The 15,631-nt window shown below is 40.9% G+C and carries 15 protein-coding genes; 3 read left to right on the plus strand and 12 right to left on the minus strand.

Annotated features, from left to right (window positions below):
- Positions 1–142: 142 nt before the first annotated feature.
- The 4 genes from AAEU28_RS02430 to AAEU28_RS02445 all read right to left on the minus strand — a co-directional run bounded on the left by AAEU28_RS02430 (position 143) and on the right by AAEU28_RS02445 (position 3,690).
- Positions 143–763: a phage tail protein gene (locus tag AAEU28_RS02430; protein ID WP_421962811.1), complete on the minus strand. Its 621-nt coding sequence runs from the start codon at positions 761–763 to the stop codon at positions 143–145.
- A gap of 118 nt (positions 764–881) precedes the next feature.
- Positions 882–1,367, minus strand: coding sequence for a hypothetical protein (locus AAEU28_RS02435; protein WP_421962812.1), 486 nt, complete (start codon positions 1,365–1,367; stop codon positions 882–884).
- A gap of 142 nt (positions 1,368–1,509) precedes the next feature.
- Positions 1,510–2,436, minus strand: a complete 927-nt coding sequence (locus AAEU28_RS02440; RefSeq protein ID WP_421962813.1) for a formyltransferase family protein — start codon at positions 2,434–2,436, stop codon at positions 1,510–1,512.
- A 12-nt stretch (positions 2,437–2,448) separates the two neighbouring features.
- Positions 2,449–3,690: a hypothetical protein gene (locus AAEU28_RS02445; RefSeq protein ID WP_421962814.1), complete on the minus strand. Its 1,242-nt coding sequence runs from the start codon at positions 3,688–3,690 to the stop codon at positions 2,449–2,451.
- Positions 3,691–3,864: 174 nt separating this feature from the next.
- Between AAEU28_RS02445 and AAEU28_RS02450 the strand changes: the two genes are divergently transcribed.
- The 3 genes from AAEU28_RS02450 to AAEU28_RS02460 all read left to right on the plus strand — a co-directional run bounded on the left by AAEU28_RS02450 (position 3,865) and on the right by AAEU28_RS02460 (position 6,079).
- Positions 3,865–4,458, plus strand: coding sequence for an alpha-ketoglutarate-dependent dioxygenase AlkB (locus AAEU28_RS02450; protein ID WP_421962815.1), 594 nt, complete (start codon positions 3,865–3,867; stop codon positions 4,456–4,458).
- A gap of 53 nt (positions 4,459–4,511) precedes the next feature.
- Complete coding sequence (locus AAEU28_RS02455; RefSeq protein ID WP_421962816.1) at positions 4,512–5,033, plus strand: hypothetical protein; 522 nt, start codon at positions 4,512–4,514, stop codon at positions 5,031–5,033.
- Positions 5,034–5,173: 140 nt separating this feature from the next.
- On the plus strand, positions 5,174–6,079 hold the full coding sequence (locus tag AAEU28_RS02460; protein WP_421962817.1) for a phytanoyl-CoA dioxygenase family protein: 906 nt from the start codon (positions 5,174–5,176) through the stop codon (positions 6,077–6,079).
- 55 nt (positions 6,080–6,134) lie between these two features.
- Here the strand turns inward: AAEU28_RS02460 and ruvB are convergent, their stop codons facing one another.
- The 8 genes from ruvB to AAEU28_RS02500 are packed head-to-tail and all read right to left on the minus strand — an operon-like array spanning position 6,135 to position 15,550.
- Positions 6,135–7,142 carry a Holliday junction branch migration DNA helicase RuvB gene (gene ruvB, locus AAEU28_RS02465; protein ID WP_138630609.1) on the minus strand — a complete coding sequence of 336 codons (1,008 nt, stop codon included), beginning with the start codon at positions 7,140–7,142 and terminating at the stop codon, positions 6,135–6,137.
- Between the two features lie 8 nt (positions 7,143–7,150).
- Entirely contained in the window at positions 7,151–7,768 is a 618-nt protein-coding gene (gene ruvA / locus AAEU28_RS02470; protein WP_058030063.1) for a Holliday junction branch migration protein RuvA, read from the minus strand.
- A 5-nt stretch (positions 7,769–7,773) separates the two neighbouring features.
- Positions 7,774–8,295, minus strand: coding sequence for a crossover junction endodeoxyribonuclease RuvC (gene ruvC, locus AAEU28_RS02475; RefSeq protein ID WP_421962818.1), 522 nt, complete (start codon positions 8,293–8,295; stop codon positions 7,774–7,776).
- A gap of 56 nt (positions 8,296–8,351) precedes the next feature.
- A complete protein-coding gene (locus AAEU28_RS02480) occupies positions 8,352–9,683 on the minus strand; it encodes a sensor histidine kinase (RefSeq protein ID WP_421962819.1) in 1,332 nt (443 codons plus the stop codon).
- Between the two features lie 25 nt (positions 9,684–9,708).
- Positions 9,709–11,112: a sigma-54-dependent transcriptional regulator gene (locus tag AAEU28_RS02485; RefSeq protein WP_421962820.1), complete on the minus strand. Its 1,404-nt coding sequence runs from the start codon at positions 11,110–11,112 to the stop codon at positions 9,709–9,711.
- A gap of 15 nt (positions 11,113–11,127) precedes the next feature.
- Positions 11,128–13,548: an ABC transporter permease gene (locus AAEU28_RS02490; protein WP_421962821.1), complete on the minus strand. Its 2,421-nt coding sequence runs from the start codon at positions 13,546–13,548 to the stop codon at positions 11,128–11,130.
- A 10-nt stretch (positions 13,549–13,558) separates the two neighbouring features.
- A complete protein-coding gene (locus AAEU28_RS02495; protein ID WP_421962822.1) occupies positions 13,559–14,266 on the minus strand; it encodes an ABC transporter ATP-binding protein in 708 nt (235 codons plus the stop codon).
- Between the two features lie 27 nt (positions 14,267–14,293).
- On the minus strand, positions 14,294–15,550 hold the full coding sequence (locus tag AAEU28_RS02500; protein WP_421962823.1) for an efflux RND transporter periplasmic adaptor subunit: 1,257 nt from the start codon (positions 15,548–15,550) through the stop codon (positions 14,294–14,296).
- Positions 15,551–15,631: the final 81 nt, after the last annotated feature.

Raw genomic sequence — 15,631 nt, forward strand, 5'->3', positions numbered from 1 at the left:
CTGCCTACTTCTAAAATACCAACCTTTTTAGCTACAGACGCAACAAACAAAAAGCTTATAAATCAAAATGAAACTTTTAAAACCCAAGCGCTTCACCTTCATATCAAGAGGGGTGAAACGCTGAAAAACAAATGAAAATAAATTATGAACGTGACGGATATATGCCAATTAATACTATCTGCCAATTAACAACCTGCCCTGGATTCAAGATACTAAAGGATTGGGACTGCCCAGTTTGAGCAATAGTAACTGTACCTCCACCACCACCAGACCCTTCTATTGTTAGTCCTGATATTTCCTTCAAGGTTGGTTCCGGTGATAACCCACCAGCTTTGTAGAAATTTGCACTAGTTGTACTGGCCGATAAATAAGCCCCTTCGCTTGGCTCTGAGCTATTACCAGGGTTAGTGGCTGCCTGCAAAGAGCCTGTCAACTGCCCACCACCAGATGGCGCAAATGTAGCTGCATGCGTATGTTGTGGCAATTGCAGTGAATTTAACGCAATGTCTTCCATACCAAAACGAAAGCCTATTCTATAATCTCTTCCCCCAGGCATGGTCCCCATACCAACTGGGCTGCGGCCTCGTAAATCCGGTATGCCAAAAGTAGTACGTGCATCTCCACCATAGATGTCTCCAATTAAAGAAAATAGCGATGTATTTTCAGAAATTGCCATTAGCTGCCCTGAACATATAGCCCAATCACGAATTGCAAATGTACCACCGAACGGTCTCATAGTGCCGATATATGAATCTGCTGACATAGTTATTCCTCTTCATCTTTTATTTCTTACGTGGTGACAAGCGGACTTCATTCACTGCTCTCGAGTGCCACATCAACTAGGTTACTGCTCACTTAAAATCTAAAACGTAAACTTAAGCTCACTCTTTGTTTTCTTCAGATAACCCCAAAGGATCTGCCGAGAAAACAGGGGGAATAAATAACTCTGGCAGAGCCACCTGTCGAACACTACCCACCGAGGTATTACCAAGACAAACTGTACCCACGTCATTAACACTCAGCGTCACCGCTGGGTTATCTGAATCACTAGGAAAACGCCAATATAGCTCTGAGGTTTTATAGCGGATCAATACCATCTGTTCGCAACAATCAAATTCATCCGGCTTTTCGCTAAACTTATCGTGGTATTCAGAGAGTTTTTGCTTACCCATAAACTGTACAAGCAAACTCCCCATCCCCGGAATATCAACAATGGCGGACTCAGATTGTTCAACACCAAATCCCCCCCTCCCTTCCAACCTATTGATAACTTGAGCTTTATCATTACTTGGCAATGCGCCTGCGTTATATGGATACACAGCAATGTCATATCCGTACTGATTGGTTATCTCTATGTTAATCTTCATTCGTTAACTCGCATCTGAAATAAAATTCAAAGCAGTGTTTTAACTAAAAAACGATAACACCCACACAACTATCTATCGCTTTTTCTTACATTGCTTTCCCATTAAAGAAGGCGCTGAACTGTGTTTAACTGCGTCACAACCACTACAGCGACATACCAGCTTCTAAACCAAATAAAACAGCAAACCGGTAGCCATCAAAAAGCCCTTGTTGTGTGCCAATAACATCAAGGCGGACGGCCCCATCCGCGGTTTTAATAATTAATCCACGCAACCTATCCAACTCAATTACAGTTCCTGCCCGTATCCCTTTAATATCAAAAGACACACTACTAGCTTGTAGCAGTTGAAACCTTTCTCGACCCACAGAAAAAATTGCACAACCAGTATCAACATTACCGGCCCGGGCCATATCAGAGATTTGCTTTGAGCTTTGTTTTTGCCAATCAATGATTAGCAGACTTTCGCCTACTAATGGCGCAAATTTTTCGCAATTTGCATCTTGCTTTTGCCAGCAAATTGATTTCATTTGTATTGCTTGGCAATAGTTTTCAATAATTAGGGGTAAAAATTGGGCTATTTTTTGTTGCAAACAACTCATGGTATCGAATGGATGAATTGCAATATTAACTTCGATACCCTTAGCCACATCACCTGCATCAATTTGATCATTCACCTGATGCAAAGTAAGGCAAGTTGTTTCTTCACCGTTTCTCAACTGCCAATATAATGGCCAAGGCCCACGATAGTTTGGTAAAGGGCTGGGGTGAATATTCACTAAATTATTTGCGAAATACTGAACAAGATGAGGTCTCAGCTTGTGCCTAAACATGTATACCAAACCATGATTAACTTCTAGCTTATCGAGCTGCGCTATTAACTCAGTTTCATTATTTTTTTTATACTGCAGAGTATTTACGCGGTGTTGTTGAAGCCAATATTGTAATTGGGCCAAGTCTGGATTTGGCTGTGCCTCAACGAGTACAACACACGCTAACTTTCCTGCCTGCAATAGATATTGAATTGCTGGCATACTCTGGCAACTGCCAGTAAAAAGGGCGAACTTTTGCATAACCAAGTCTCCTTACACTTTCACTGGTACAAAACCAGGTAAACCGCTCAACTGGTAGTAAAATTGCACGGTATCACCACTATTGGCAACAAAATGAGTATGCTCGATTTCACGAGGCCTACTATCAATATAAACGCTCATTTCAGGTTTAGGATGAGTTATCCCTGAATCATATTGCCCCACACTCTCCTCAGCAAACGTATCAATATGCGCATAAATGGCTAAAAAGCGTTCAGACATATCTTCTACACCATCTGGGAGTGTAACCTTGTTAGCAGGCACTACATTCACCCCATCTTCCAATTCCAATATCGGCATATTGAGTAGGCTAGATTTATTGATACTAAGTATTTCTCCAAGCTCCACTCTATCCTCCTTTGCATCCTTGGTCATATTAGTAGAGTGACTATAATCAACTTCTTTCCATTGCTGATTGAACTCTGTTTCACCGACCACCATCATCCCCCTGATTGATACACTCTGAGGGATCAACCAGCCATCAATATTAAGAAATTTAACCAAGTGCTTGGCAATACTTAGTTGCCCTTCTTTAGTGAAACCGTGCTGCATGGCCTCAAGCACTAATAAATCTATATCTACATCAGGTTCGAATTGTGTTGCGTCCGCTTCTTGTATTAATGAAACATAGTCTTCTAACTGAAGGTCTTTTACTAATTGGTGTAATGTCATCACAGCACCCGGTTGAACATCTACCAAGATCACCTGAAGCTGTTGTGCACTGTATTTTTGTGTGTCTTTGTAATAGCTCAATAAAGGGAGGAGAAGCGGCGCGAATGGTCCGCATGCCGGGTATAAAATGTTAATTTTGGATTTGTGCTTGAGTTTACTTTGAATAGCTTTATCAATGCCTCTTGCATACCCTTTTATACGGTAAACATCTTTTATTGTGTGCTTACAATTATACGGTGACATAATTAAACCAGTATCAGAGATATACTGGCGAGTCAGTACTTCTTGACTGAGCTCTGCAAGCGCCATCGACTGCACAGCTTGATCGTACATATTTTCAAACGCGGATACTAACTGTTGGTGAGTAACTTTCGTATCACTCAAAATCAGGCTAATTGCTTCAACAAAACTTTTTTGCAATAGCTCAAGACGCTGTCCAACACTTACCTTAGATTGTAATAATGACTCAAGTTGAGTTCTAATAGAGTGCTTAAGTAATGAGTCTATATTCGGATCAGTATAATCTGAAAAAGGTTTAGTGTTTGTATTTTCTAATCTTTCCATGGTTTTATCAGCAACTTGTAAAGTTTATTTACTTAACATATTTCATAAAGCATAGTTCAAACTAGATGAAACATATGATTTAAATTAAGTTATTTATTACAGCACATTACAGTTTGTTGTTAAGGCAACTAAATCACTGCTATGTTAGGTTAAATTATGACCTGATATGTTTTTATGAAATTAACGCTAAACTGTGACGCACACTATTTTTCAAACTTTATCACTGCAGGCAGTGCTGAAAGAATTAGTCGTCAAATATCAAAAAATTTTGAACTAACAAAGCCCGAAAAAATTCAATTTCCTGACGGTAAGGAACTAAATATTTGGCCTTGGAAAATGAACTTTTTGAGTCCTCGATTATATGAATCAAAAAAGTTTTTATCACATCATGGAAGAAGCACAGTGGCGTTTGATGAATTGTTTAGTGTAATGCAATCTGTCAATAAACTTTTAAGAACTGAGTTTGATGTTTGCGTGTGCCTTTATTATCCCAATGGCGATGAATATATTGACTTTCACACAGACCTTCCTGCATTTGGGCCTACAGACACAATTGCCTCTTTAAGCATAGGGGCAACTCGGAACTTTGTTATACGAGATGGGGTTTCAAAAGAAGAGGTGCTCAATCTTGAACTTGAAAGTTGTTCTTTATTAGTAATGGGTGATGGCTTTCAAGACATTTATGAACATGCATTACAAAAAAATTCGAGTATTTATGCTGAGCGATTCAATTTTTCTTTCCGAAAATTTACTGGTTACTCAGAATAAAAATAAATACCGCACAAGCTAACTACCAAAAAAATGTTTTAAGGATGGAATCTATGACTAAGACAGACAAAATATTGCGCTTTCTGAGGGAAATTGACATTCCATACGAACTGACCCGCATTAAAGGGAAAACCTTCTTGCCTGCTTTGAAGTTTAATAACGGCGTGTTACTCATTGACCAAGAGAAACTTATATACCCCGGGGATATCTTGCACGAAGCAGGTCATTTTGCGGTTTGTGAGCCAGTTTTTAGACACTTGCTTGATTCCGATGTATATAAAAATGGCTTACGTATTGGACGCGAAGCCCAAGCGATGCATGGCGAGGAAATGGCTGCAACGGCTTGGGCGGTAGCAGCAGCTACTTATTTATCGTTGCCTTTAGAGACAATATTCCATGAAGACTCATACAAAGGTGCAAACAATCATCTAAAAAGTATTTTCGAAAATAATTCTGGATTTGGCTACCCCTTATTACAAGCTTGGCAAATGACCTGCCCAAATGAAGGTTATCCCAAAATGACGAAATGGATCAGAGAGTTGCGCTGGATAGAGGCTCTACCAATTCGTGAGTAAGTTTTAGTTAAGATCTATAAAAAGGCAAAGTGAGTAAAATAACCTACGCGCTTCATTAAAAAGAAATTAACTATTTAGTCAATCGCCTCTATTAACTAGTTGAAATATAATTTTACGTCTTAAGTAAAGGAACTGTAAATATGGATTTATGTCTTTCAAAATTAGATTTTTATCAGAAAAACGGCTTTGTTCGATTTGAAAATGCAATCTCAGATAGCCTGCTTTTAAAGCTTAGAAGCTTGTCAGATCAACTAGAAGAATCAGCTCAAAAAGAGTTCTTTGAAGGCAAAATCAGAAACCAATACAACATGAGTGTTGAAACTTCAGAACCTAGGTTATTTCGTTATAATGACCTTCTATTTGATTCACCAGAAATTATCATTGAATTATTGGCTAGCCCAATGATGATGGCAATATGCAAAGACTTATGCGGTGATCAATGTGTGCCAATGCAGGCAGATCTTGTTTATAAATACCCTCACCCTCATCCCCATATTGCATGGCACCATGACGCACCTCATTCCAGGCAATATCCTTACCTAAATGTCGGTGTTTACTTAGATGATGCCAATTTAAATGATGGATGTTTGCGATATATACCAAATAGTCAGCACAATATTACTGACATATATGAGCTTTCATCACAGTATGGCTGGGAAATTCCTAACGTAGTTCAGCAACCAGCTAAAGCTGGTGACATTTTAGTTCAAGATATGATGATCCTTCATAGTTCTGAACCCAAAAGGAGTCCGGGGGTTCGTAGAACTATTTATATTGAATTAAGACCCTTTTCAGCAATCATCGAAAATGGAAAACAAAGTAAGCAATGGGCAGAATTACGAAAAGAGTGGATGTCTTATATTATCCAAGCTGCAGCTCCTGAAAATATCCCTGAAGGTTGGTATGAGTTCTACGGTAAGCCAAAATATGATTTAAACACTTTAGTAGAATTAATTAAAGAAAAGTGGGAGCCCCCTATTCCTGCAGTTTGGTCTCATAAAAATGTTGAACATCCAAACTACCCGACTCCAGCTGATTTAAGGTAACTATCAAAGCAAAGTGAAGCTTCTAAAGCTCTACCTCGCGCTGGAAGCTTGAGCTTTAATCTTGCTTAGGCGCCAAATCAAAATGCAGATAAGCGGCATTCGACGCAATACGCCCTCTTGGTGTGCGCTGAATAAAACCTTGTTGAATTAAGAAAGGTTCAATAACATCTTCAATGGTTTCGCGCTCTTCACCAATAGCTGCGGCAATATTGTCTAGCCCGACTGGGCCACCAGCAAATTTTTCAATGAGTGCAAGTAGATACTTTCTGTCCATGTAGTCGAAACCGCATTTATCGACATCGACCATATCAAGGGCTTGCTTTGCGATATCTTGGCTGACTTTACCGTCGCCTTTGACTTGGGCAAAATCTCTTACTCGGCGCAGTAAACGGTTGGCGATACGCGGTGTGCCGCGTGAACGGCGGGCCACTTCATCGGCACCTTCTGGACTGATTGCTAGGTCTAAATAGTATGCCGAGCGCGAAATAATAGTCGCTAAATCTGCTGCTGAGTAAAACTCTAAACGCTGCACGATACCAAATCGGTCACGCAGTGGTGAAGTTAAAGAACCAGCGCGCGTGGTGGCACCAATAAGTGTGAATGGTGGCAAATCGAGTTTAATCGAACGTGCCGCAGGCCCCTCACCTATCATGATATCAAGCTGATAGTCTTCCATTGCAGGGTAAAGAATTTCTTCAACTTGTGGGCTCAAACGGTGAATTTCGTCAATAAACAGCACATCACCTTCTTCTAGATTGGTAAGCAATGCTGCTAAGTCACCGGCTTTTTCAAGTACAGGACCCGACGTAGTTTTAATGTTTACTTCAAGCTCGTTAGCGACAATATTAGCAAGGGTTGTTTTACCAAGACCTGGGGGTCCGAAGATCAAAAGATGATCGAGTGCTTCTTGACGAGAGCGAGCAGCCTCGATGAAAATTTCCATCTGCTTTTTAACATGGGGCTGGCCTGTGTAGTCGTCTAATAACTTTGGACGAATGGCTCTGTCTATAACTTCTTCGTTGCCTTGAACACTTGGCTCAATCAGTCTATCAGCTTCAATCATAAGGGTTATTACATCATAGATTTAAGCGCTTCTTTGATCAGCGCTTCGGTATTCATATCTGGCTGGCTTACTGCCTTCACCGCTTTTTGTGCTTGCGCTAGTTTATAGCCTAATGCAAGTAATGCAGCAACTGCATCATCGGCTGGATTATTGGCAACCGTCGGATCTTCTTGTGGCGCAATGACCGCATTATCGCTAAATGGCGTTAGCAAATCATTGCCGAAGTCTTTTAAGCGATCTTTCATTTCTAGCACTAAACGTTCAGCGGTTTTCTTACCTACACCCGGAATTTTCACCAAAGTGGTTGCATCTTCGTTATTCACACAGTGGATGAATTGCTCAGCTGACATACCCGATAAAATCGCCAAACCGAGTTTTGGACCCACACCATTGGCTTTTATAAGCTCTCGAAATAAAGCACGCTCTTTTTTATGATTGAAACCAAATAACAACTGGGCGTCTTCACGTACCACAAAATGCGTGTAAATCGCTGCTTGCTCGCCAACATTAGGTAACTCATAGAAACAGGTCATTGGCATTTGAACTTCGTAACCTACCCCATTTACATCAAGTAAAATCTCCGGTGGTTGTTTTTCTAATAGTGTGCCGCTTAGTCTTCCAATCATGTTTATTACCTTAATCTTCGACGAACCGTTTTACTGGCATTACCAGCTAAACGAATTAAATTTTGCTCAGAATGTGCATGACAAATGGCAATGGCTAATGCATCTGCGGCATCGGCTTGCGGTGTACCCGGTAACTTCAAGATACGTTTCACCATTTCTTGAACTTGCTCTTTTTTAGCGCCACCTGTGCCTACAACCGCTTGTTTTACTTGCCTAGCTGAATATTCATAAACAGGAACATCTTGCATAGTCGCAGCAACAATTGCTGCGCCTCGGGCTTGCCCTAGTTTTAATGCAGAGTCTGGATTATGTGCCATAAACACTTGCTCTATGCCAAAGCTTTGCGGGTTAAATTGTTCCACCAGCTGGGAGACACCTTGGAAGATCATTTTTAATCGGGTCGGAAAATCATGCTCACCCACTTTAATACAGCCACTGCCTAGGTAGGTAAACTTACTTCCTTGATGATCAATGACGCCGTACCCGGTAAACCTTGAACCGGGATCTATGCCTAAAATTACTGCCAAAGCACATTCTCATTTATTTTTTTGGCATAATGCCAAAATACTGTATGAATTACCAGTTATTCATTATCTCTTTGCAGCAACGGCAAAGACACGGTTGCAATTGCACCTTGATCAAGATGATTCTCTACTTGTAATTGTCCGTCATGGTTAAGCATGATTTGTCGACTTAATGCTAAGCCTAAGCCCGTGCCTTGCTGTTTAGTGGTATAAAAGGGCACAAACAAGTTATCAAAATTGGCGATCCCCTGCCCAAAGTCTCGGATGCTAATTTTCAACATGTCATCACTTTCTTCAAGGTCTAGCTCAATGCCTTGCTGGTTATTTGCAGCATTGGCTTCAATGGCATTTTTTATCAGGTTAATGAGCACTTGCTGAAGTTGTTTTTTATCAACATTCAGCACTAACTGTGAGGCAGCTTTTGGCCAATTTTCGCTATAAGTAAATTCATAATCAAACAAAGGCAGAATAGGATCAAATAAACTTTGTACGGTGACAGCTGATTTACTCGGCTTTGGCAATTGAGCCAATTCTCGGTAACTGGTAATAAAAGCCTGCAAAGAACTTGCCCGCTCGGAAATTATCTCAAGTCCTTGCTGAAACTGAGGTTGTTTAGGAAATTCACATTGTTGAATTTTCTTATTAAGGCTGCGACTGATTGTTGCAATTGGCGTGAGTGAATTATTGAGTTCGTGACTTAACACGCGTAATAGGTCTTGCCATGCTTGCTGCTTTCTCTCATCTAGTATTTGTTCTGCTTTTATTAGCAGCAGCAGCGTATATGGGTTGCCTGCGCTTAAATACTTATCTTTAAAAGCAAAATACTCGCCTTGAAGCTGTGAAGTTTTTAACGTCACAACTGCTGAATTTTTCTCAGTGAGTGATTTCATCCAATGGAAATCTTGAAGTGAACAAACTTCTAACCCTTGACCTAAAAACAACTGGGTATGCGCGGCATGATTTGCCATCACGATATTTTGCTCATTATCGTAAGCAAAGCACATAGCTTGAACCTGATCTAAAATTTTATCGATCAGGATCTGCTTTTCAGATACTTGGCGGCTCTTGGTTTGCAGGCTGTCAGCGAGCGTATTGATCAGTTTCAACAGCGGCGCGATAGCGGCATCTTGCTGTAAGTTTCCACGCATTGTGTAATCTTCTTCAATCAAAGCCGCCAATAAGTTACTAATAAGCTGTTGTTGTTTATCTATGTTATTTCGTGTGGCATAGACCACATAAAATAACCCTAACAAGGCGATGATGCTGAAAAATGCCAACAAATAGGTATTGAGCCCTACGTAAAGTAAACTAAAAAACGCCACAAAAATGGCAGGCAGCGACAAACCCAATATTAACCGAGTCTGTTGCTGTTTATGATCAACCGCTTTCATTTTGGAGCGCTTAAAAAATTGCATGCTATTGCGCTTCGTATTTAGCCAGCCGACGGTAATAACCACTGCGACTGAGACCCAAAGATTTGGCTGTTTCGGTGACATTCCCAGCAAAATGTTTAAGTCTTTGCTCCATTGCCTGAAACTCTATTTCATCTAAGGTTAAATTGGCTTGGGTGGTAATACTTTCTTCTGGCATCATTGTAAGTATATTTTGCTGAGCGTCATTAACGGTTACGTTGAGATTCAGGCTCTCAGCTGTGATACTTGTGTCACTTAAAAACAGTGCACGCTCTATACAATGACTCAACTCTCTTAAATTGCCCGGCCAGTGATACGCGAGCAATGCAGCTTTAGCACACTCAGATAAACAAACATCGGTTTTGCCATAATGCTTGCTATGCTTCGCAACAAAGTAATTTGCCAATGGTACTATGTCGTCTTTACGCGCTTTCAACGCAGGCATGTGCAAGGTAACCGTATTTAAACGATAAAATAAATCTTGTCGGAACGACCCTACTTGAATGCCAGATTCAAGATCTGTATTGGTCGCAGACACTAATCTTACATCAGCACGTTGGGTTTTGCTTGAACCCACAGGCTCAAATTGTTTTTCTTCTAATACGCGCAGCAATTTTGCCTGCTGAGCAAGTGGAATATTACCTATTTCGTCTAAAAATAATGTGCCCTGCTGCGCCAATTGAAAGCGCCCTGCGCGGTTTTGTTTGGCATCTGTAAACGCGCCCTTTACATGACCAAATAGCTCGCTTTCAAATAAACTTTCTACAATCGCGCCCATATTTGCACTAACAAAGGGCCCTGAAACTCGCTTTGAAAACTGATGAATTTTACTTGCAAGTAAGCTTTTACCTGTGCCGTTTTCACCTGTGATCAAAATGTTCATATCACTTTTTGCCAGACTTTGTGCCTGTTTAAGCAATTGCTGCATCACTACTGATTCTGCAATGAGATCGTCATGTTGGAGATATAAGTCTTGTTTCAGTTGACTATTTTCGTCTTGCGCAAGTTCGAGCTGTTGCTCGCGCTCGGCCAGTGTAATTTGAGTTTGAATGGTATTGATGAGTGCGTCGTCTTGCCACGGCTTTTGCACAAAGTCTTTTGCACCGGCCTTCAATGCTGAAACCGCGATATCTATGGTCGCCCAACCTGTCATGGCAATTATTGGCGGCAGTTTATCGGCCAAAAATTCATTCATTTGTTGAATAAATTCAATACCTTCACTGCCTGATGTGGTATCACGGTGGAAGTTCATATCCAGCATGACAAGATCAAATGTATGTTGCGTTAATTGGGTTTTAGCCGCTTCAAGAGACGTTACCCCTTGCACATCAAAACCATGATCATCTAGTAAAAACTGTAGGCTGGCGATGATGTTAATATCATCGTCAGCCACTAAAATATTTGCCATTATTATTGTTATTCCTTACTCATAGCGAAGTACCTGGCTTGGCTCCAATACTACCGCATTTCTGGTTGGAAAATAAATGGCAAGTAACACCGCGCTGGCAACTAGCACTGTTACGACGCACGCAAGTATCGGATAAATGTAAGCCGGAACTAGCTGCTCTGTAAAATTATGAAATACATAAGCAATCAAGACAAAAAGTAGTAAGGCTAAGCCACTCCCCAGTACCAACAATTTACTACCTTGTTTTACGAATAAACTGACTATCGCTCTATCTGTCGCACCGACAGCGCGGCGGACGCCAATTTCGTTGTAGCGTTGGAAAACTGTACCCGCACTCAAGCCATAAATACCTGTTAATGCTAAGAACAACGCGAAGAAAGCACATCCAAAAGTAATAAAGAACGCTGTTTTGGCCATTTTGTGCAGCATGCCAAAGTCATCTTCTTTCGATCTAAAATAACCAGGATCAGACGCTGGATCTAAACGGTAAAATACATGATAAAAATCGGTCTGTGCTTGTTGGCTATCTCCAAAGTGCTTTAATGTCACTCTTAAAGGCACGACTTCACCTTGTAACGCCGATGTATAAATTTCGTCTTCTTTATCAAGTGCAGCAAATAGAGACGATGCATTCATTCTATTTGTCACAACTCCCACAATTGTGTGTGTCTCTTTTCCTGATTTAAGTTCAACGTCTATTTGCTCTCCAAGTGGGCTGGCATTCGGCCAGTATCGTTTTGCCATTGAATCTGAGATCACGGCTGTTCGCATGGCATTGCGATGATCTTGCTCGTCAAGGTGACGACCTTCGAGCAAATACGGACCGTAGCTTTGTGTGTTTCCAATCAGCTCAATCACATCTACTTGTGGTTTATCCTGCTCTCTTTCAATGATTTGACCCGCTGGGTAGACCGGCTTTTTGCCCAAATAGGCACTGAGAGAGACATCGCTAATACTATCTTGCTGTTCAAGTTCAGCTTTTAGTAATTGATAGTAAGTAAGTTTTTGTTCTGCAGAGGTATAACGCTTTTCATCTAATGTTAAATTCACATCTAAACTATTCTTGAAGTCGACGCCCATATCCATATTAATAATAGTTTGTGATAAAAACGCAGATAACCCGCCAATCAGCATTAGGGTAGAAATTAAAAATATTTGTGCGGTCAATAATACCTTAGAAAGTCGGCCCGCTTTTTTACCTTGAGCTCCACGTGTACCGTCCCGTAGAGTGGCATTCACATCTTGTGTTGCTGCTTTATACGCAGGTAAGAAACAAGCAAAGAAAAGCGTCACTAAAGCAAACACTAAGGCCGCGAATAAGGTGTCAGTATCCATCCCCCAGTGCCACCAGAATGCAAGGTTATCAGCCATATGACTTTGTAAAATAATTTCTGTATAACTCAGGGCAGCTCCTGCTAATAAAACCGCTAACACAGAACCAAGAATGGTTAAAATGCTCCCCTCCCACATTAACTGAGAAATTAAACGTTTTGTTGGGGCACCTAACGCAGCACGGATCGCCGTTTCTTTATTTTTTTCTAATGCTCTAGCAAGTAATAAGTTACCAACATTGATACAAGCGAGTAATAATATGCATAGTGCAACACCATTGATAAAGGTAAAAACAATACCACCCGCACCATTTACTTGTGCACTCGGAAACGATGTAATCGCAACTGTTCTTGGCTCATAGTCACGGCCCAGTGCTTGCTGCTTCTGAGCATAAAACCCTTTTAACAAGCTGGATAATTCAGTTTCTGCTTGCTCAACAGACGTGCCATTATTTAAACGACCATAGGCACTAAGCCACTCATCGTTGCTCATTTGTGGCTGCCTGTATTGCAAAGATAAAGGCTGCCAAGCTCTACCTGCGACTGGAAAAGCAAAACCTTTAGGCATAACGCCTATAACCGTCGTTAATTGATTATTGAGATTAATAATTTGACCAATGATGTCTTGCTGACCATTAAAAGTGCTCTGCCAAATAACATAACTTAACACCACCACAGACTCTGCACCGACCTGGTAGTCTTCAGCTTGTAGTGTACGTCCCATTAATGGTTGAACTTTTGCAAACTCAAAGAAGTTACTATCCACTTTTTCTAAACTAAGTCGTTTCGATGTTTGTTCAAATAATATATGCCCAAATGTTGATACATAACGACCTATCTGCGCGAAACTGGTTTGTGATTCGATTAGATTCGCGGTTTCCCAAGCCGGCATAGGATCTAAGTCTGCATCTTCTTGTGATTGAGAAGAAATATGTAAAATGGTATCGCCTTCGGGTAAGGGCAAATCTTTGTATAGCACTGAATTCAAGAATGAAAAACTATACAAGCTGACAAATAGCCCGCCAATCAGTACCAGCAGCGTCAAGGCTGAGAATTTAGGCGATTGAAGTAATTGTCTGAGTGCATACTTAATATCAAGCCACATAATGTGCTCCTTACGCTGGTACTTTTTCGACAGAATGAAGCATGACATCATTGACTAATGTGCCATCAAGAATACTAACTTGTCGCTGCGCCATCTGAGCACTGCGAGGGTCGTGTGTCACCATGCAAATCGTGCTGCCATCTCTATGTAACTGGTCAAATAACGCCATCACTTTTTCTGCATTTTGACTGTCTAAGTTACCTGTTGGCTCATCGGCAAAGATAATTTTAGGATCGTTCACCAAGGCTCTTGCAACGGCTACTCGTTGCTGTTGACCACCAGACAGCTGAGAAGGAAAGTGATTCGCACGATGTTGCATACCAACACGTTCCAATACTTCATCCACCTTACTTTGCATCAAGCTCTTAGAGACACCATTTTGGTAAGTCAGCGGCAACATGATGTTTTCACTGATTGTGAGACTAGAGATTAAATTAAAAGACTGAAAAACAAAGCCGATGTCATAACAACGGATCTGAGCCCGTTTATCTCGGCTAAAGCCCGTGACATCCTGACCATTAAATAAATATTGCCCGCTGGTTGCGGTGTCGAGTAAACCTAAAATAGACAACAAGGTAGATTTACCACAGCCAGAAGGGCCAGACAGGGAAACATACTCACCTTGTGCTATTTCAAGATTAATATTACTTAGCGCATGGGTTTCGATGTCTTCAGTTAAAAATGATTTATTGATGTTACTTAAACTTAATAATGACATGAGAGATCCTTTTTAAACCTATTGATATTATTGTATTTTGACACTGCTATGAGATGCCCATGCGCTGGTGTCAGAGATAATAATTTGATCGCCTGGGTTAAGACCAGAGAGAATTTGAATATATTTGGCAGTACTGGTGCCAAGTTTAACTTCATGTTTTTGTGCAAACGCACCGTCACTGGTCGTTTTGAACAGATCTACCGTACGATTTTTTGGTGCAAATGCAGGGCGTTTTACATAAAGCGTGTTTTTGATGTTTGTCACTTCAATGTAACCATCAATATTAAGATCTGAGCGCGCTTCCTTAGGCAGTTCAGAGATAATCCCCACCTCCACTGCCACTAGGCCATTTTCAGATAGCGGTGAAATACGCTGCACTTCACCAGAGAGCTTATTAAAGCGGGTATCAATGGTGACGGGTTGACCCATCACAACGTCTTTAACTTGTATTTCTTGTACGTTTATCTCGGCAAATAACGAATCAGGATCTATTACTAAGGCTGCATTTTCACCGCTATTAAGTTGCTGACCAAGTTCAATCGGCAGCTTTTGTACTATGCCAGAGATACCCGCTATGATCGTTAAGCCATTTACCTGCTGCTGTGCTTTTCTGAGGTTATTTTCTACCTGCTCAAGACGTGCTTGTCTTGCTAATTCGCTGGCTTGATAGTTTTGTTGCATTTTATCAGCACGTTTTATTTGTGCCTGCCAGCGGGCATACTGTTGCGTGACCGCAAGTTGAGTGCGTTTAAAATCTAATGCAGACAATGAGCCTTTACCTTGATCTAGTAACGATTGCTCTGCATCAAGTTTTAGTTTTGAGCTTTTGTAATTAAACTCAGCTTCCATAACGGCATTTTCAAGATCAAGTTGTTGAGCTTGTTGTGCAACAGCGGCCGCGTTATTTTCAGCCTTAATGGCCTTAAGTTCCCATTGAATTTTCTCTAGTTCACTCAGCAGTTCAACATTTTCTAACACCGCAATTTGCTGTCCCTGCACTACACTGTCCCCAGGCTTTGCAAGTAACTGTTGAACTCTGCCTCTAGATTGCGCTGCACTCCATTGCAATGATTTTGGCTTTAAAACCCCAGAGCCCCTTACTTCAATTTTGAAGTCTCCCTGCTGCACGTTAGCCATTTGTAATTTATCTCGTGCGACAAAATAAGACGCATCGCCTAAAAACTGCTTTGATAGGTAAATCGCTAAAGCGATCAAAGATATAACAGGTAAGTACCAATATCGTTTAATTGCAGGTTTTGGTTGTGGGGTTCTCTTCGTATCCATAGCTGACTCCAATAGTTGAACTGAGTAACTTAAATCAACAATCGAGCCAATATTTATCTTATTGTTATTTAATGATTTTTA

It is taken from the genome of Pseudoalteromonas sp. SS15 (genome assembly GCF_049257195.1).
Taxonomy (GTDB): domain Bacteria; phylum Pseudomonadota; class Gammaproteobacteria; order Enterobacterales; family Alteromonadaceae; genus Pseudoalteromonas.

Bases quoted from the DNA above. Each gene is read 5' to 3' on its own strand.
- ruvB (WP_138630609.1), bottom strand. From the start codon at position 7,142: ATGATTGAAGCTGATAGACTGATTGAGCCAAGTGTTCAAGGCAACGAA.
- AAEU28_RS02435 (WP_421962812.1), bottom strand. From the start codon at position 1,367: ATGAAGATTAACATAGAGATAACCAATCAGTACGGATATGACATTGCT.
- AAEU28_RS02490 (WP_421962821.1), bottom strand. From the start codon at position 13,548: ATGTGGCTTGATATTAAGTATGCACTCAGACAATTACTTCAATCGCCT.
- AAEU28_RS02445 (WP_421962814.1), bottom strand. From the start codon at position 3,690: ATGGAAAGATTAGAAAATACAAACACTAAACCTTTTTCAGATTATACT.
- ruvA (WP_058030063.1), bottom strand. From the start codon at position 7,768: ATGATTGGAAGACTAAGCGGCACACTATTAGAAAAACAACCACCGGAG.
- AAEU28_RS02500 (WP_421962823.1), bottom strand. From the start codon at position 15,550: ATGGATACGAAGAGAACCCCACAACCAAAACCTGCAATTAAACGATAT.
- AAEU28_RS02430 (WP_421962811.1), bottom strand. From the start codon at position 763: ATGTCAGCAGATTCATATATCGGCACTATGAGACCGTTCGGTGGTACA.
- AAEU28_RS02455 (WP_421962816.1), top strand. From the start codon at position 4,512: ATGACTAAGACAGACAAAATATTGCGCTTTCTGAGGGAAATTGACATT.
- AAEU28_RS02440 (WP_421962813.1), bottom strand. From the start codon at position 2,436: ATGCAAAAGTTCGCCCTTTTTACTGGCAGTTGCCAGAGTATGCCAGCA.
- AAEU28_RS02480 (WP_421962819.1), bottom strand. From the start codon at position 9,683: ATGAAAGCGGTTGATCATAAACAGCAACAGACTCGGTTAATATTGGGT.
- AAEU28_RS02485 (WP_421962820.1), bottom strand. From the start codon at position 11,112: ATGGCAAATATTTTAGTGGCTGACGATGATATTAACATCATCGCCAGC.
- AAEU28_RS02460 (WP_421962817.1), top strand. From the start codon at position 5,174: ATGGATTTATGTCTTTCAAAATTAGATTTTTATCAGAAAAACGGCTTT.
- AAEU28_RS02450 (WP_421962815.1), top strand. From the start codon at position 3,865: ATGAAATTAACGCTAAACTGTGACGCACACTATTTTTCAAACTTTATC.
- AAEU28_RS02495 (WP_421962822.1), bottom strand. From the start codon at position 14,266: ATGTCATTATTAAGTTTAAGTAACATCAATAAATCATTTTTAACTGAA.